This is a genomic window from Pseudomonas sp. JL3 (genome assembly GCF_031570575.1).
Taxonomy (GTDB): Bacteria; Pseudomonadota; Gammaproteobacteria; order Pseudomonadales; family Pseudomonadaceae; genus Aquipseudomonas; species Aquipseudomonas cucumis.
Genome location: NZ_JAKWJK010000010.1, coordinates 74469 through 92234, shown reverse-complemented (window position 1 = coordinate 92234; position 17766 = coordinate 74469). Strand labels below are relative to the sequence as shown.

Sequence of the window (17766 nt, the reverse complement as noted above, 5' to 3'; positions counted from 1 at the left end):
TTTTGCGGGCTGTCTGGCTAAAACGCTCTGCCGTGTCAGGCGCTGGCGTACCGGCCGCAGCGCTCGTTTTATGGCGATATGAGGGGGACTTGCAGGAAACGCGCCAGCTCATGAATCCAAATAGAAGGCACAAAAAAGGGACGAATCCGGATCATGCAGACCGGGTTCGTCCCCAAGCTTAAAACGAGCACCTTCAATCCCGTTGCAGGAGAGAAGGTGCCTGATTCAGGTATCAGCCGAACATGGCAAACGCATCGCTGTTGGCCGGCAAGTTGAAGAGCTGTCCGTCCGCCGTCTGGATTTGCTCGATGGTATCGGAACCGGCAAACCAGTCCTTGAGCTGTACACCTTCCTGCGGAACCTGTCCCGGACTAACACTCGATCTGTGCAGATAGAGGTCATCACCAACACGATCAACCAGCAGTTCGGCACTGCTGATGTACGACAGCACAATCTTGTCGAGGCGGCTGGCGCCGTCATCCTGGATTGTCACCAGTGCCGAGGTGTTGACGTTGTAGGTATCGTCACCTTCGCCACCAAAGGCCGAGCCACTGGCTTGCAGCACCAGTTTGTCATCGCCAGCACCGCCAAACAGCGAAAAGCCCAAGCCTGTGCCGGTCAGCAAATCGTTGCCGTCCCCACCGTCGGCCATGCCGTGAACCACCGTGATGACATCGCCACCCGCCTCACCATAGGCCTGACTGCCCTCGTCGTTGGCAGCGGTGACGATGGTGTCGTTGCCATTGCCGCCATACAAGGTGTCAGCCTGCGGCCCGTTGATCACACCATCAAGGGTGAATGGCCCGATCGGGGACACCAGTCCGCCGTAGAGATAATCGTTGCCGTCGCCACCATAGATGACGTCGTCACCCAACCCGCCTTCAAGGTAGTTGACGTTGGCATCACCGGTCAGGGTGTCATTGAAGTGACTGCCCACCACGCGCTCGATGTTGCTCAACACATCGCCTTGCGCATCGCCGCCTTGATTGACCCCGGTCAGCAGGTTGATGTTCACGGCGCTGGCACTGGTGATGTACATAGCGCTGTCCTGACCGTCGCGGCCGTCAATCACATCCGCACCTGCGCCACCGATAAAGACGTCCCCGAACCGCGACCCTGACAACGTGTCATCGAAGTTGCTGCCTTGGAAGATCTCAATATTGGTGAAGGTGTCGCCCGCGGCATCTCCGGCGTTGGCATTGGTGGTCAGGTTGATGGTCACTGCGGCGTCCGAAAGCTCGTAACTAACCAGATCCTGCCCAACGGCACCGTCCAGGCCCATGGCAGTGGTACCACCATAGAAAATGTCGTTGTAGCTCGACCCCTTGACCGCTTCGATGTCAGTGAAGGTGTCACCCGCCCCGATCCCGGAGTACACCCCGGTCTTCAGGTTGATGATCATTGCCACAGTGCTGTCGGTATAGCCCGCCGTGTCATAACCGGCACCACCGATGAACTGGTCGGCGCCCGCGCCGCCGTACAGCGTGTCGGTGCCCGAACCGCCGGTGATGATGTTGTCGCTGGCGTTGCCCCAACCGGTGTACGCGCCACTGCCGGTGAAGGTCAGGCGCTCGATGTTGGCGGCCATGTAGGTGTGGCTGGGGTTGACCGCCGACACACGCATTTCATCGTTGCCGCCACCGGCCACCTCGACGATGGTCGGCGTGGCACTGGTGTTGATGTAGTAGATATCGTCCCCGGCACCGCCTTCGAATGCTATCCCGCCCAACGCAACGGTGAAGCTGTCGTTGAACGCCGAACCGATGACCTTTTCGATATTGGTCAGGGTGCTGCCTTCGGCATCGCCACCGGCGCCCGCCAGGCCCGTGCCCAGACGGATATCAACATTCACCGCAGCGGCCGACGCCGAGTAATCGACCGTATCAATACCGACTCCGCCGTCGAAGTCCGTGCCCCGGCCATCGCCGACAAAGGTGTCGTTATAGTTCGACCCCTTGATCGCCTCGATGTCAGTGAAGGTGTCACCCGCCCCGATCCCGGAGTGCACGCCGGTCTTCAGGTTGATGGTCACCGCCACGGTGCTGTCGGTGTAGCCCGCCGTGTCATAACCGGCGCCGCCGATAAACTGGTCGGCGCCCGCGCCACCGTACAGCGTGTCGGTGCCCGAACCGCCGGTGATGATGTTGTCGCTGGCGTTGCCCCAACCGGTGTACGCGCCACTGCCGGTGAAGGTCAGGCGCTCGATGTTGGCGGCCATGTAGGTGTGGCTGGGGTTGACCGCCGACACACGCATTTCATCGTTGCCGCCACCGGCCACCTCGACGATGGTCGGCGTGGCACTGGTGTTGATGTAGTAGATATCGTCCCCGGCACCGCCTTCGAATGCTATCCCGCCCAACGCAACGGTGAAGCTGTCGTTGAACGCCGAACCGATGACCTTTTCGATATTGGTCAGGGTGCTGCCTTCGGCATCGCCACCGGCGCCCGCCAGGCCCGTGCCCAGACGGATATCAACATTCACCGCAGCGGCCGACGCCGAGTAATCGACCGTATCAATACCGACTCCGCCGTCGAAGTCCGTGCCCCGGCCATCGCCGACAAAGGTGTCGTTATAGTTCGACCCCTTGATCGCCTCGATGTCAGTGAAGGTGTCACCCGCCCCGATCCCGGAGTGCACGCCGGTCTTCAGGTTGATGGTCACCGCCACGGTGCTGTCGGTGTAGCCCGCCGTGTCATAACCGGCGCCGCCGATAAACTGGTCGGCGCCCGCGCCACCGTACAGCGTGTCGTTGCCCGAACCGCCGGTGATGATGTTGTCGCTGGCGTTGCCCCAACCGGTGTACGCGCCACTGCCGGTGAAGGTCAGCCGCTCGATGTTGGTGGCCATGTAGGTATGGCTGGGGTTGACCGCCGACACACGCATTTCATCGTTGCCGCCACCGGCCAGCTCGACGAGGGTCGGCCCGGCGCTGGTGTTGATGTAGTAGATATCGTCCCCGGCACCGCCTTCGAATGCTATCCCGCCCAACGCAACGGTGAAGCTGTCGTTGAACGCCGAACCGATGACTCTTTCGATGTTGGCCAAGGTGTCACCCTCGGCGTCGCCACCGGTGCCAGCCAGGCCGNCGTTGAACGCCGAACCGATGACCTTTTCGATATTGGTCAGGGTGCTGCCTTCGGCATCGCCACCGGTGCCAGCCACCCCCGTGCCCAGACGGATATCAACATTCACCGCAGCGGCCGACGCCGAATAGTCCACCGTATCGGTACCGGTGCCGCCATCCAGCTTGTCCGTACCAGCACTCCCCATGATCACATCATTGCCACCCAGGGCATTGATCTCATCATCCCCACTGGTACCTGTCAGCGTATCCACGCCATTTGTCCCGTTTATCACCGCCATTTCGACTTCTTCCTTGCCATGTTGTTGAACCAGATACCTGCCGCCACGACAACCTGCAAACGCAGGTCGCTGACGAGTCTTTCAATAAACGAAGCTGTGGCGTTTTATCGACATAAACGACACAAAGCTTGAGCCGCCGTCGCAAACTTGTAACGCACCCGGTACAAACAAAACAGGCGACCCAAGGCCGCCTGCAGATGTACATCCATGCTCGATCTAGTTCGGCAGCCAGCCCTCGGCCCAGTAGTCGAGGTTGTTGCCCTTGAGCATGTAATCGCGCAGCACCTCCTCTCGCAGTGCATCACCCATGCGATAGCTCGCATCAGGGTCGGACAGGTGCATGCGGATTGCCTCAAGCCATTCCTCGGTACTGTTGCTCACGACCTTGGTGCAGGGTAGATAGCCGCGATAGGCTTCAGTGTCGGTGCAAATCACCGGGTAACCGCAGGCGCCGTATTCCAACAAGCGCAGGTTGCTCTTGCAGTCGTTGAAGATGTGAAATTCCAGCGGCGCCAGTGCCAGATCGAGGTTCAGGCTGGCCAGTTTGGCCGGATAGGCCTCCAGGCCGATGCTGGGATGGAACTCATGGACAAACGGACGCAAAGCCGGCGGACACATGCCGAAGAACACCCATTCGACTTCGTTGGCCAGCAGGCGTACCACGTCTGCAATGATCGCCAGATCTCCATCATGGCTCGTCCCGCCGCCCCAACCCACGCGAGGTTTGCCAGAGGTGCGGCGCTGACTGGTGAGCCCCGTCCAGAGATGCGGCGCAAGCATGTTCGGGACCACCCGGATGTCGTGATGCATGTCCCGTAAAGCCTCGGCCAAGGGCTGGGTCGAGACCACCACCCGATCACACAGCCCTACGCCACGGCGCACTATTTTATCGACCCCGACCTCGGCCTTGCGCAGGTGCGCGTTCTTTTTCGGAACATCGATCACATAATCGTCAAGTTCGAAGATGCGCAAAGCGTGCGAGCAGTTTTTGACCCGTTCAACCTCATCGACCGCATTCTGGCTATAGCGCCCCTGCAACACGATCACGTCGGGAGAGCACCGCTCAAGGTCAATGTCTGTCGGCGTGTGATAACTCAAGTGCCCCACCACGCGCCCGGCCGCCTCCAACTCACGGAACGGCTGGGCAACCCGGTAATGACCCACTGCGGTGGTATTGATTGGAATCGCCAGAATCTTGGGCAAAAGCTGACGCGAGAATGGGTCCCAGCCATCCTTGAATCCCGGTTCCAGGCTGAAGTTGCTGGTACCCAGACTCAGATTGGGGTTGTAGGCCGGATCCCTGGCTATCACCGGCAACCATCGCTGGTAAAAACTTCGTTGTTCGGCTTGTAACACCCGGGGAGCGGGATTGAAGGCAGAGGATGGAACCACTCGCATCAATTCGGCGTAGGGAGTCCACACCACCAGGTATCCGTTTTGCTTCACACGCAGGCAAAAGTCAGCGCCATTGAGTGCTTGCGCCAGATTTTGCTCGTCCAGGCCATGCAGATCATCAAAAACCTTCTTGCGCACAAGCAGGCAATCGATGCCCACGGCACTGAAATTCTGCACCGTCTGCTGGCGCTGCATGTAACCCGGCGTGTTGAGCGGCTCGCCACGATTGGGAACACCGACGGCTCCCCGCAGCCCCAGTACCTGAGCCGTTCCCTCGATACGCCCTTGCGGACTCACCAGCCGACCGCCGACCACGCCGACTTCCGGACGCTGAGCATGATTGAGCAACTCGTCGAGCCAATCAGGGTTCACAACGACACTGTAGGGACTGAGAAACAACAGATAGTCGCCACGGGCGTGGCCGGCAGCGAAGTTCTGCACCGCCGCCAGATTGTCACCATGACCACAGCGCAACACCCGAAGTTTGTCACTGCCCATTTGCTCCATGGCCGACAGCCAGTTGCAGGCATCAACGGCAGTACTGCCATTGTCGACAATGAGAACTTCATAGCGTTGGCAGGCGGTTTTCTCCAACAGACTTTCGACACAACGCTCCAGGGAGCCCAGTTCATCGCGGGTCGCAATGATGATCGAGACCATGGCTGGCTCATCATGCAGGTAGTCCACACGATTGATCATCGACTGACTGCCGGGGCGAATCCGGTGTGGTGCGCCGAGCCGCTGCAGATGCGCGGCCAGCACCCGAGGGTTCTGCTCGATAATCTGCGGCTGCGTCAGCCACTGGGAGAGACGCAGAGCAGACTCCACGAGAATTTCAGCAATGTGCCCGATTGCGTGCGGCCCGTTACTCTCCACCAGACGCCAGACCAGATCATGCACACCCAGCTCGCCAAAACCGTCTTGCATGCCGCCCAGATCGATCATCCGCTGCCGCTGCAGGGCCAGCACGCGTCCGACATAGGGATAGCTGCGCATCAGGTCCAGGTTGAAATCCGGCTTGAACACCGGCTCGATTGAGGCCTCATCACGCAATCCGCCCTCATCGCTGTAGAGGCAGTGCACGTCAGGCATTTCCACCATGCGCTCTGCCAGCAACAGCAAAGCCAGTTCATTCAAGCGATCGCCCGCGCGAACCAGATAGATCCAGTCTGCGTTGTCCAACTCGGTCAGCAGTCGATTGAACTGGGCAACCGAATCATCCTCCAGACGCACATGACGCACGCCGTCGCATGACGTGTGCTGCAAATCAGACAGCACCACCACCTGCTCGGCGGCATAGGTTTGCTGACGAATACTCTTGAGCGTTTCCTCCAGTGCCGGAACATCGCCTTCGTTGTCGAGAACAATCGGCACGATGCGCGGACGCCAGCTCCAACTCTGCAAACGGGTGTCGAGCAAACGTTGCTGGGCCGGTTTCAAACGACGGCACGACAACCATTCCCGGTACATGTCGGCAAAGCTGTCGCACTCGACACCTACCCGGGTGTGCACCATCGTTTGAATGAAGCCCAGTTGCCGGCCCAGCGCGGTTTCTTCCCAGGCATAGGCTTGCCCCTCTATCGCATCGGCCAGTGCCAGATAACGCACCCAGCCCGGCGCAGGCGCCGGCTCACCACTGCGCAAGGCAAGCATTTGCTTGAGCCAGTCGAGCTCGGTCATTACCGCAGCCTTGACTGGCGCCTGATCACTCAGCCGCGCGGGATGCAAACGCTCAAGGCTCATCACCTGACTCACCACCACCAGATTTCCACGGCGCAGCAGGCAGGCAAACAAGGCGAAGTCCAGACAAGCGATAAAACCTTCGCCGATCTGAGTCAGGGCCGGCAAATATTCCAGTGCATGCCGGGTTCGCAACAACGCCCCGCTGAGGCCACTGAGGAAATTGATCAGACTGCTTTCCAGAATGCCCAGCAGATCCTCACCCTTGAACAAGGTGACCCCCGTGGAAAAGCAGCAGTTTTCCACGCGGTCGGAAAGCAGGATGTAATCCGCGTCGTAAAACTGCCGCTGGCCAATCACCAGGTTAACGTCTTCGTGGTCGATGAAGCCGACAATCTGCTGAGCGATGCATTCAGGGAGTAGCTGATCGTCGTCACACAGCAACTTCAGATAGTCACCGCTGGCCTCTTGCGCACAGGCCATGAGATTGGCCTGAAAACCCAGGCGCTGCGAATTGCGCACATAGCGCAGGCGAATCGAGACAGGCACCTCACAACCATCGACGATATCGCGAATCTCGTCACCGCCACTGTCATCACAGACGATCACTTCAAGATTGGTGTAGGTCTGACTCAGCGCGCTTTGCAGCGCCGTCTGAAAGAACTGCGGGTTGAAGGCGGGAATGGCGATGGTGACAAGAGGTGCTGGTTTCACGGCGGGAGAACTCGCGAGCGGCGGGAGCTTACTTCAATGAAGTGAAACTCCCCGAACCGCTGAATAAAGACGGTTTGCACTCGGCAGTCGCAAGCCTTCGCGAGATCATCGCGAAGGCCCTGACTCAGACTTTGTTGAACAGCCCCAATTGAGCGATCTTGCTGAACGCCAGTTGCGAAGCTTGCAGCATGGTCTGCTGCAAAGTCAGGCGGGTCATCACTTCAGCCGCATCGGAATCGCGAATGGCCGATTGGGTCTGGGTGTTGGCGAGTGCCAGGCTCTGGTTGATATCGGTCTGAGTCACCAATGACGCACCGCGACCGCCGACCGAGCTGATACTGGAGGCCAGTTGATCCATACCGCTGGACAGGTTGCCAATACCGGCAGTGACGGCAGCGTTCATTTTCTGAATGGCAATCGGATCATTATTGGTTGGGGTCGACAGCGCTGTTTTCAGCTGACTGACAGTGTCCAGAATGTTCTGGGTCTGGTGTGTATTGACCGCCACAGAGAACTGATCACCTGCGCCCGGCGTACCGGCCACGGTGAACGAAACACCCGACGCTGTCGCGGTCGTACCGGCCATGGTACCGGTGGACACCGGTTTACTGTTGGCGGTCAGTGGCGCGGCATAGAGTTCGAAGTTCGTGGCACTGGTGAACTTGAGAATCGCCCCGCCGCCCGGGAAGCTGGCGTGGTAGTCGGTACTGTTGGTCACAGAGGCGTCAGTCACCAGCGCGGTCGACGGGTTGCCCGGGCTGCGCGAAGTGTTGAAGCTGTCCGGTTTGGCTGCCAGCGTGAAACTGTGCCCGGTGATCACTGTCCCCGGGACATCCCCCGCTTGCAGGTTGATGTTCAACTTCAGATCAACACCACGAAAACTGACAGTCTGTGTTGCCGCACCACTGGTAGAGCTGAACACGCCGTTCTGACTGGCCTCGGCGGTGACATCGTTACCTAGCGAGTCGGTAATTTGCAGCTGCGTGCCGCTGACGAAATTCACGGTGTAAGGCTCGCCGCTGCGGAACTTGGCGTTGTAGGTGACATCGGAGTTCACCTGACCGTTGGACAACACCACCCGACCGTCATCGACCACAGGTGCAGTGCGCGTGGCCTGAGTCCGGGTGGTATTGATCGCCTGCTGGAACACGTCCCAACCGGTGCTGTTGGTGGCCATCGACTGGGTATCGCCAATCGGCAGATCCAGCGTGACCTGATCACCGTTGTAGGTGTAGCTGCCATCAGTATTGCGGGTGAACGGCACTACATCGCCCTTGGATCCGGCGAAGATGTACTTGCCGTTTTCATCCTTGGTGTTCATCAGGCTGAGCAGTTGCTCTTCAATCTGCCCCAGTTCGGAAGCGTTCGCCTGACGGTCGGCATCGGTATAGCCGGCGTTGCCCGCACCGACCGCCAGCTCTTTGGCGCGTTGCAGCACGTTGCCGATGCTGGTCATCACCGCTTCGGTCTGGCCGAGGGTGCCTTTGATGGTGGTCATGTTGGCTTCGTATTGATCAAGCATCGAAGCCTGTTGCCCCAATTGCAGCAAACGCGAAGCGCCGACCGGATCATCGGCCGCGGTGTTGACGCGCACGAGGCTGCTGGCCTCTTCGCTGCTCTTGACCACGTTGGCGAAATTCTTCTGATAGTTGGCAGCGGAGGACTCGTAAAACTGGGCGGTAGAAATGCGCATGGGCTACGACTCCTTAAAGACTGTTGATCAGTGTGCTGAAGATTTCCTGCGCAGCCTTGATGATCTGCGAAGACGCGGTGTAGTACTGCTGATACTTGACCAGGTTGCCGGTCTCCTCATCGAGGTCGACCCCTGACAGCGAATCGCGAGCGCCCTTGGCGTTGGCCAGAATCGCTTCGGTGGCAGCGCTGTCGAGCTTGCCCTGGGCGGCCTTGGCACCAACACCCGAGACCAGTTTGCCGTAGGCGTCGTTCAGGGAAATACCGTTACTGGCCGCCCCGGTATCCACGGTCTGCTTGGTCTGCAAACCGGCCAGTGCAGTGCCGTTACGGTTGTCCAGCGAACCCGGCTGGCTGAGCGAGACGTTGATCGCGGTAGCGTTACCTGGCGAACCGGCCACGGTCATGTCGAACGACACAGTGCGCTGCACGATGGGCGGTCCCGGATCATTGATTGCGGCACCGGTGCCGTCGACCAACGGAATGGTCAAGCTCAGCGTATTGTTCTGGCCCGGCACAATGGTGCCGCTGCTGAGCGGGTTGCCTTGGGCATCGAGCATTTGGTAAGTCTGAGTCGTACCGCCCGCCGCACCAAACACGATCTTGACCGGCGTCGAAGTCTTCAGACCGTTCTGGATCGTGGTGGTGGTTGCCGAGTCGTAGACATCGAACTTCGTGGTCAGGGTCGGTTGACCGCTGGCCGGAATCGTCAATGTGCCGCTGCCGCCCGCAGCAATTGCTGCACCCAACGGTGCCGCAATGGCCAGACGTTTGGAGTCGGTCATCTCGGTCTTGATGTTGGTGGCCGCGTTGCGGGTCGGAGTGATCTTGAACGTGTCGCCGGCGGCTGCAGTGCCACCGGTGAGCTTCATGGAGAAACCATCGATCACTGGCGGCGGCGTGGTCAGCGTGCTGAACGCGCCCATGGCGGTGCCTTCAGGCAGGCGCTGCAAGGTGTAGTCAGTGGCGCTGGTGAACGTGACCTTGTAATCGTTGATGGTCAGCTTGCCGCTGTCTTCGATGGTCACATCGAAATTGCCCGAGCCCGCGCTGTTGCCGACTGTGGCAATACTGCGCTGGGCCATTTGCGCGGCACTGTTGATGTTGTTGAACAGGTTCGAACCGAAGTCACCGTTCTTGTCGATGCCCTGGGCCTGGATGGTGTTCATCTGATCGGCAACGACCAGCGCGACGCGACCCAGCTCATTCATGGCCGGGTCCAGCACGGTGCTGCGATAGCGCAACAAGCCGCCCATCTCGCCACCGGTCATCACCGAGGTGATATCGATGGTGCTCGAACCACGATTGAGCTGAATGGCCGAACGCGACGGGTCGGCTTTGCTCGGCACCACTTCCAGCTTGCTGGCGGTGCTGCCCATGACCAGCGGCTGACCACTGCCCAGGTAAATATCGAGGTTACCGTCACGCTCGATCACTTGCGCACCGGTGAAGGTGGACAACTGGCGCACGGTCTCGTTGCGCGCGTCGAGCAAGTCGTTGGGCTGGCCGCCGGCGTTGGAAACTTCGGAAATCTTCTGATTCAACTGAGCCACGGTAGCGGCGAGTTTATTGACCTGATCGGCCATGTCCGCCAGGTTGCCGTTGACGTTGGCGTTCTGCTGCGTCAACTGGCTGGAGATCGAGTTGAACCGGTTGCTCAGGGCTTGCGCATCGCTGAGCAGCAGTTGACGGGAAGCATCGTCGCCCGGTTTGGCGTTGACGTTCTGTACCGAGGCGAAGAACTTGGTCAAGGCGCCATTGAGACCGGTGCCGCTGTCCGACAGCAACGCATCGAGCGGGCTGATCTGCCCGGCGTAGGCCGCCGAGTCGCTGTTGAGCGAAGTGGTGGTCTGCAGCTGCGCATCGAGGTAGCTGTTGTACACCCGACGCACATCGGCCAGGGTCGTACCGGTGCCGATGTAGACATTGCCGAACTGATTCGAGGCCTTGGTGCCCTGCACGGTTTGCTGGCGTGAGTACCCGGAGGTGTCGGCGTTGGCAATGTTATTGCCGGTAGTCATCAGCGCGGTTTGGCTAGCGGATAAACCCGACATCCCGATATTGAGCAAACTCATGGTTCAAACCTTATACCTTGTGCCTATAAAGGCGTGGTGGAAGCGCCCGCCGCAGCGTAGTTTTGGTAACTCGTCATCTGCTTGGCTATCTGCGAAATCTTGCTTGCGTAATCCGGGTCGGTTGCATACCCGGCTTTTTGCAACTCGCGTACAAACTGTTCTGGGTTATCGGCCGACTTCAGCACATCTTGATAGCGATTATTGCTTTGCAGCAGCGTCACAAGGTCATGGAAGCTGTCCTTGTAAGAACCGTAGGAACGGAACTCGGCCGTCTCCTTGACCATCTCGCCATTTCTGAATTCGCTGGTGATCGCCCGCGCCGAATCGCCCTTCCAGTTACTGCTGGCCTTGATGCCGAACAGGTTGTGACTGCTGCTGCCATCCTGGGCGCGCATGACCGATTTGCCCCAACCGGTTTCCAAGGCAGCCTGAGCCACCAGGTAACGCGGATCGACACCGATTCGGTCGGCGGCCTCTTTGGCCATCGGCAGCATGGTGTTGACGAATTCGTCGGCAGAACTGAAGGCTTTCTTCGGCGGCGCCAGGGGGATTTGAGCCATGGCACGACCATGAATCTGCAGGCGCCCGCTGGAGGCTGTATCCGTTTGCGAAGCCAGCCAATCGCCGTTGTACAGGGAGCCGGAACCGGTCCTGGCGCTCTGCGGCACCTGGATGTTGTTCTGCGCCACTGTGGCAGTTGTTGCAGCGGTCGATGCCGACGGCACCAGCCCGGCGAGCAAACGATCAGCCAGTTTCGGTGGCAGTGCCAGACGCCGCTGATTGATCAGCGCCATGTCGTTGCGATGAGCGCCCTCACCCGCGCTTGCCGGCGTTTTCACCGAGCGCGAAGCCCACAGCGGGCGCTCACCATTGAGACGCGACAGCGGCCCGTTGGTGGCGACCGTACCGGCGGCAATCGGCGTTTCCACCGCAGCTTTCGCGGCAGCTTGCTTGGCGGCAGACGCTGCCGCGGCCTCACCCGGCGCCATCGGTTTATTCTTCGACATCTGGCGCATCAGCACGTCCGCCAGGCCAATACCGCCGCCTTCGCGGGACAGGGAAACGGCCAACTGCTGGTCGTACATTTCCTGGTATTGCTTGGCCGCAGGCGTGTTGAGCGGATTGTCCTGGCCCAGCGCTTCGGTGGCCGAGCGCATGGACTTGAGCATTTCACCGAGGAACAGCGACTCGAATTCCTGCGCCACTTTGCGCATGTTCGCATCGCTGTTCTTGTCGCCGACCTTGAGTTGGTTCAGGCGGTTCAGGTCCGAGTAGGAACCCGAGTCGCTGCTGCTGACCAGACCGCTTTTGCGCATATCCATGGTCGCCGTCCTCAGATCACGATCAAGTCGGCTTGCAACGCGCCGGCCTGCTTCAGCGCTTCGAGGATCGCCATCAAGTCACCCGGTGCCGCGCCGACCTGGTTCACCGCACGGACGATTTCGTCGAGGGTGGTACCCGGGCCGAACTTGAACATCGGCTTGGCTTCTTGCTGAGCGTTGACCCGCGAGCGCGGCACCACCGCCGTCTGCCCGTTGGACAGAGGGCCGGGCTGGCTGACGATCGGGTCTTCGGTAATGGTTACGGTCAGGCTGCCGTGGGTCACGGCGGCCGGAGAAACCTTGACGTTCTGGCCGATCACAATGGTGCCGGTGCGCGAGTTGATGATGACTTTCGCCACCGCCTGACCCGGGTCGACTTCGAGGTTTTCGAGGATCGACAAATAGTCGACCCGCTGGCTCGGATCGAGTGGCGCGGTCACACGGATCGAACCACCGTCGATGGCCTGAGCGACGCCAGGGCCCAGCATGTCGTTGATCTTGTCGACGATGCGCTTGGCGGTGGTGAAGTCCGAACGGTTGAGGTTCAGGGTCAGGCTGTTGCCCTGATTGAAACCGCTTGGCACTGCACGCTCGACCGATGCACCGCCAGGGATGCGACCGGCCGACGGAACGTTGACAGTAATCTTGGAACCGTCACGACCCTCGGCATCAAAACCGCCAACCACCAGGTTGCCCTGAGCGATGGCGTAGACGTTGCCGTCAATACCTTTGAGCGGCGTCAGCAGCAAGGTGCCGCCGCGCAGGCTCTTGGAGTTACCGATGGACGCTACGGTGATATCTATCTGCTGACCCGGCTTGGCAAACGCGGGCAGATCAGCACTGATCGATACGGCTGCGACGTTCTTCAATTGCACGTTGCCGGAACCTGCCGGCACCTTGATGCCGAACTGCGAGAGCATGTTGTTGAAGGTCTGCAGGGTGAACGGGGTCTGGGTCGTCTGGTCACCGGTACCGTTAAGTCCGACCACCAGGCCGTAGCCGATCAATTGGTTGGAACGCACACCGGAAATACTGGCGATGTCCTTCAGCCGCTCGGCTTGAACGTCGAAGGCTACGGACAGCAACAGGGCGCCCACCATAAGGCTTTTCAGATTCAACGTAGCCACCTAGAAAGGGAACAGCGGGCTGAGGAAGAAACGGTCGAACCAGCCTGGCTGACTCGCATCGGCAAACGCACCGGTGCCCGAATAGGTGATGCGTGCATCGGCGACGCGAGTCGACGACACGGTGTTGTCGGTGGCGATGTCATCGGCACGAACCAGGCCGGCAATCCGCACCAGCTCATCGCCGGTGTTGAGGGTCAGCCACTTCTCGCCACGCACGGCGATGATGCCGTTGGGCAACACATCGGCGACGGTCACGGTGATCGAACCGGTCAGGCTGTTGCTCTGGCCGGACTTGCTGTCGCCCTTGGTGGCGCGGTCACCTTCATAACCGACGTCCAGACTCAGACTTCCGCTGCCCACTGGATCGCTGGTGCTCAGGCCGCCTCCGAAAAACGAGCTCAGGCCGATGTCGGTCTTGCTGTTCTTGTCGATCTGCGAGTTGGCGTTCTTGCTCGCCTGGGTGCGCTCGTTCAGGGTGATGGTGATGATGTCACCGACCCGGAACGCCTTGCGGTCGCTGTACAGGTTCTGTTCGAAACCGGCCTGGTAGATCGAACCGTTATTGGCGGCAGCCGGCAGCGGCGTGCGCGGCAACACCGGGGCGTAGTAAGGGTCATTGGGCTTGGGCGGCGGGGCGACGCAGCCCGCGAGCACAACGGCCCCACTCAGTGCCAGAACAGATACAAAGCGATTCATGACCCTACCTCACGGTGTTGCAGGCGACCTCATGGCCGCCTCATAGACTTGATTACAGATTCTGCGTTACGAACGAGAGCATCTGGTCGGCGGTGGAGATCACTTTGGAGTTCATCTCGTAGGCGCGCTGAGTGGTGATCATGTTGACCATCTCTTCAACGGTGCTGACGTTGGACGTTTCCAGGGTGTTCTGCAGCGTGGTGCCGAAACCGGCGAGGCCCGGGGTGCCGACTTGCGGCGCGCCACTGGCAGCGGTTTCCAGGAACAGGTTGTTACCCACCGCTTGCAGACCGGCCGGGTTGATGAAGTCGGCGGTTTGCAGGTTGCCGATCACCTGAGAGGCCGGGTTGCCGGCAACGGTGATGGACACGGTGCCGTCACGGCCGACGGTGAAAGTCTGGGCGTCGTTCGGAATGACAATCGCCGGCTCCAGGGCGAAGCCGCTGGCGTTGACGATCTGGCCGTTGGAGTCCAGGTGGAAGGTACCGTCACGGGTGTAGGACGTGGTGCCGTCCGGCTGCAGAATCTGGAAGAAACCGCGACCGTCGATGGCCATGTCCAACGGCTGCTCGGTGGTTTGCAGGCTACCGGCGGTGAAGTTTTTCTGGGTGCCGACGATGCGTACACCCGTACCCACTTGCAGGCCCGACGGCAATTCGCTGTCCTGGGTCGACTGGGCGCCTGGCTGGCGTTTGATCTGATACAGCAAGTCCTGGAACTCGGCGCGATCACGTTTGAAACCCGTGGTCGATACGTTCGCCAGGTTGTTGGAAATGGTGGTGAGGTTGGTGTCCTGGGCGGACAGACCTGTTTTGGCAACCCATAGAGCCGGAAGCATTCGATTCTCCTCGTGCGCCTGTTTTACGGCGCGACGTTCTGATAATTAGCTGATCTGCAAGACCCGAGCCATGGCCTGGTCATCGTCTTTGGCGGTGTTCATCATCTTGATGTGCAGCTCGAACTGCTTGGCCAGCGCCAGCACCGAGGTCATTTCTTCCACGGCATTGACGTTGCTCGACTCAAGGAACCCGGACACCAGTTTGACGTTGGCATCAGCCTGCGCCGGCTTGCCATCCTTGGTGTGGATCGAACCGTCCAGGCCTTTGGTCATGTTCCTGAAGTCTGGGTTGACCAGTTTGATACGGTCGACTTCGGCCATCACGCGAGGGCCTTCACCCATCGCACGGATGCTGATGGTGCCGTCTTCGCCGACTTCGATTTGCTGCTCGGGCGGCACGGCAATCGGCCCGCCGTTGCCTACCACCGGCATACCGTTGCCGGCACGCAGCACGCCCAGGGCGTCAACGTTCAGGCTGCCGGTGCGCACGTAGCTTTCACCGCCATCGGGGTTCTGCACGGCGATCCAGCCGTTACCCTGCACCGCGACGTCGAGGTCGCGACCGGTTTGCACCAGCGCACCCGGGGAGAAGTCGGTGGCCGGACGCTCGGTCATGGCAAACGCACGCGCCGGAAAGCTGTCACCAAACACCGGCATCGAACGGGCCTGTTCCAGGTCTTTCTGAAAACCGTTGGTAGAGATGTTCGCCAGGTTGTTGGCATGAGCTTTCTGCGCCAGTGCATTCTGGCTGGCGCCGGTCATTGCCACATAAAGGTACTTGTCCACACTCTTTCCTCTGCATGCCGGACGTTTGCCGCCCACCGCTGTACTGCTGAGCCATAAGCAATTTGCAGACCAACTTTTTTCTGGCGGCGCAGGGCCCGGCAAACAAAGGACTTGAGGTGTTCAGAGGGGATTGGGGGAATGTGTCGAAGACGAAAAACCGGCGGTGTTATGCCGCTTCGCGGCAATCCTCAGTTTCCGGCACCTGATCGTTCCCACGCTCTGCGTGGGAATGCCTCAATGGACGCTCTGCGTCCGCTCTTGAGACGCTGAGCGTCCCGGGCTGCATTCCCACGCAGAGCGTGGGAACGATCAGTCAGGTGTTGTCTTTACCGACCTCATACTCACGCAACTTATTGGCGATGGTCGTATGCGAAACCCCCAACCGCTTGCCCAGTTGCCGACTGCTCGGATGTTCGGAATACAAACGCTCCAGCACCGCTTTTTCAAAACGCCCGACAATCTCGTCCAAGCCGCCCTCAAGGGAAAAATCGCCAAGCGGCTGACGCACGCCGTAGTCCGGCAGACGAATGTGCTCGGCTTTGACGGTGCCGCCGTCGCACAGGGAAACTGCCTGGAACAGTACGTTTTCCAACTGCCGCACATTACCCGGCCAGTGATAGTGACTGAGCCGTTCCATCGCCGCTGGCGCCAGTTTCGGCAACGGGCAACCGATCTGCCGACTGGCCTGATCGAGGAAGTGCTCCACCAGCGGCGCCAGTCCGTCGAGGCATTCGCGCAGCGGCGGAATGTGCAGCGAGAGCACGTTCAAGCGATGGTACAAATCCTGGCGAAACTCACCGCGAGCGCACAATTCGGACAAGTCCACTTGCGTTGCGCAGATCACCCGCACATCCAGATAGACCTCTTCATCACTGCCGACACGACGGAAGCAACCGTCCTGCAGAAAGCGCAGTAATTTCACCTGCAAGCGCGGGCTCATTTCGCCAACGCCATCGAGAAACAACGTACCGCCCGCTGTCAGCTCCAACAGCCCGAGCTTGCCTTCGGCCCGCGCCCCTTCGAAGGCGCCAGGGCCGTAGCCGAACAACTCGGTCTCGGCCATGGATTCCGGCAGACCAGCGCAGTTGAGCGCCATCAACGGTGATTGCCCACGCGGGCTCGCCAGGTGACAGGCCCGCGCCAACAACTCTTTGCCGGTGCCGGTTTCGCCTTCGATCAACAGCGGCGCATCCAGCGGCGCCATGCGCCGCGCTTCGCGAACCACCGCAGCCATCACTTTCGAGCTTTGGAAAATGCTGTCGAAGCCGCGCAACTCCTGTTTGCGCACGTTATAGATGCGCTCGCCCACCCGATCCGCCCGGTGCAGTGTCAACACCGCACCAGCCATGGCCTCGCTTTCGTCATGCTCCGATTGCAGCGGCGCGATGTCGGCGAGAAACACGTCACCCTTGACCTTGACTCGCAAGCCGTTGATCCGCGACTTGTTGGCGCGCACCAGCTCCGGCAAATCGAAATCCTCGGCGTACCGCGACAGCGGAATCCCCGGCACCTCGTCCACCCGCACCCCGAGCAACTGCGCCGCCGCACGGTTGGCCGCGACGATGGAGCCGCCCATGTCGATCGACAACACCGGAAACTCCAGCGCACCGAGCAAGGCATTGAGCTCCATGTGCCGACGCTCGCTGGGCATCAGCCCTACGCGCTTGACGCCGAACACCCCGCCAATCGCCTCGAACTTCGGCCGCAATGCCTGGAACTGAATGTTGATCAGGTTAGGACAGTGCAGATAGATCGCATTACCGTGCTCACCACCCACTTCGCCGCGAGCGACGTTGATCCCGTACTCGACCAGCAGGTTGAGAATGTCGCGCAGGATACCGATGCGGTTCTGGCAGTGAACTTTGATACGCATATAAAGGCCCGTAACAGCGGTGATCGAGGCCCGGCACAAGAAAATATCTGCGTGGGCACCAAGTTAGTCGTCAAGATTATGTGACAGCCGTGCACCATTTCAAACCCGCAAATATCAATACTTACGCCATAGCAATCAATCCGTAACGAATACTTTACGAAAACCGCAGATTTTTCCTACTTTCACCGCGGATCACCTGCTGCA

At 59.9% G+C, this 17766-nt stretch carries 10 protein-coding genes; all 10 read right to left on the bottom strand.

Translation table 11 applies throughout. The features are described from left to right. Positions 1-232 precede the first annotated feature (232 nt). Complete coding sequence (locus MMG91_RS17865; protein WP_310660282.1) at positions 233-3337, bottom strand: calcium-binding protein; 3105 nt, start codon at positions 3335-3337, stop codon at positions 233-235. Between the two features lie 243 nt (positions 3338-3580). Then, positions 3581-7153 carry a glycosyltransferase gene (locus MMG91_RS17860; protein ID WP_310660281.1) on the bottom strand — a complete coding sequence of 1191 codons (3573 nt, stop codon included), beginning with the start codon at positions 7151-7153 and terminating at the stop codon, positions 3581-3583. Positions 7154-7277: 124 nt separating this feature from the next. Further along, on the bottom strand, positions 7278-8846 hold the full coding sequence (locus tag MMG91_RS17855) for a flagellar hook-associated protein 3 (RefSeq protein WP_310660280.1): 1569 nt from the start codon (positions 8844-8846) through the stop codon (positions 7278-7280). A 13-nt stretch (positions 8847-8859) separates the two neighbouring features. After that, positions 8860-10920, bottom strand: coding sequence for a flagellar hook-associated protein FlgK (gene flgK / locus MMG91_RS17850; protein ID WP_310660279.1), 2061 nt, complete (start codon positions 10918-10920; stop codon positions 8860-8862). 23 nt (positions 10921-10943) lie between these two features. Next, positions 10944-12242 (bottom strand): flagellar assembly peptidoglycan hydrolase FlgJ, encoded by a 1299-nt coding sequence (flgJ, locus tag MMG91_RS17845; protein ID WP_305448729.1) that lies wholly within the window; start codon positions 12240-12242, stop codon positions 10944-10946. 11 nt (positions 12243-12253) lie between these two features. Beyond that, positions 12254-13342: a flagellar basal body P-ring protein FlgI gene (locus MMG91_RS17840; RefSeq protein WP_310660339.1), complete on the bottom strand. Its 1089-nt coding sequence runs from the start codon at positions 13340-13342 to the stop codon at positions 12254-12256. A gap of 27 nt (positions 13343-13369) precedes the next feature. Continuing rightward, positions 13370-14065: a flagellar basal body L-ring protein FlgH gene (gene flgH / locus MMG91_RS17835; protein ID WP_030130509.1), complete on the bottom strand. Its 696-nt coding sequence runs from the start codon at positions 14063-14065 to the stop codon at positions 13370-13372. 52 nt (positions 14066-14117) lie between these two features. Continuing rightward, complete coding sequence (gene flgG, locus MMG91_RS17830; RefSeq protein ID WP_008011001.1) at positions 14118-14903, bottom strand: flagellar basal-body rod protein FlgG; 786 nt, start codon at positions 14901-14903, stop codon at positions 14118-14120. Positions 14904-14948: 45 nt separating this feature from the next. Beyond that, the gene (locus MMG91_RS17825; protein ID WP_305448728.1) at positions 14949-15689 is read right to left on the bottom strand and encodes a flagellar basal body rod protein FlgF; all 741 of its coding nucleotides are present in this window, start codon (positions 15687-15689) and stop codon (positions 14949-14951) included. 313 nt (positions 15690-16002) lie between these two features. Next, positions 16003-17562, bottom strand: coding sequence for a sigma-54-dependent phenylalanine hydroxylase transcriptional regulator PhhR (locus tag MMG91_RS17820; protein ID WP_007902506.1), 1560 nt, complete (start codon positions 17560-17562; stop codon positions 16003-16005). Positions 17563-17766: the final 204 nt, after the last annotated feature.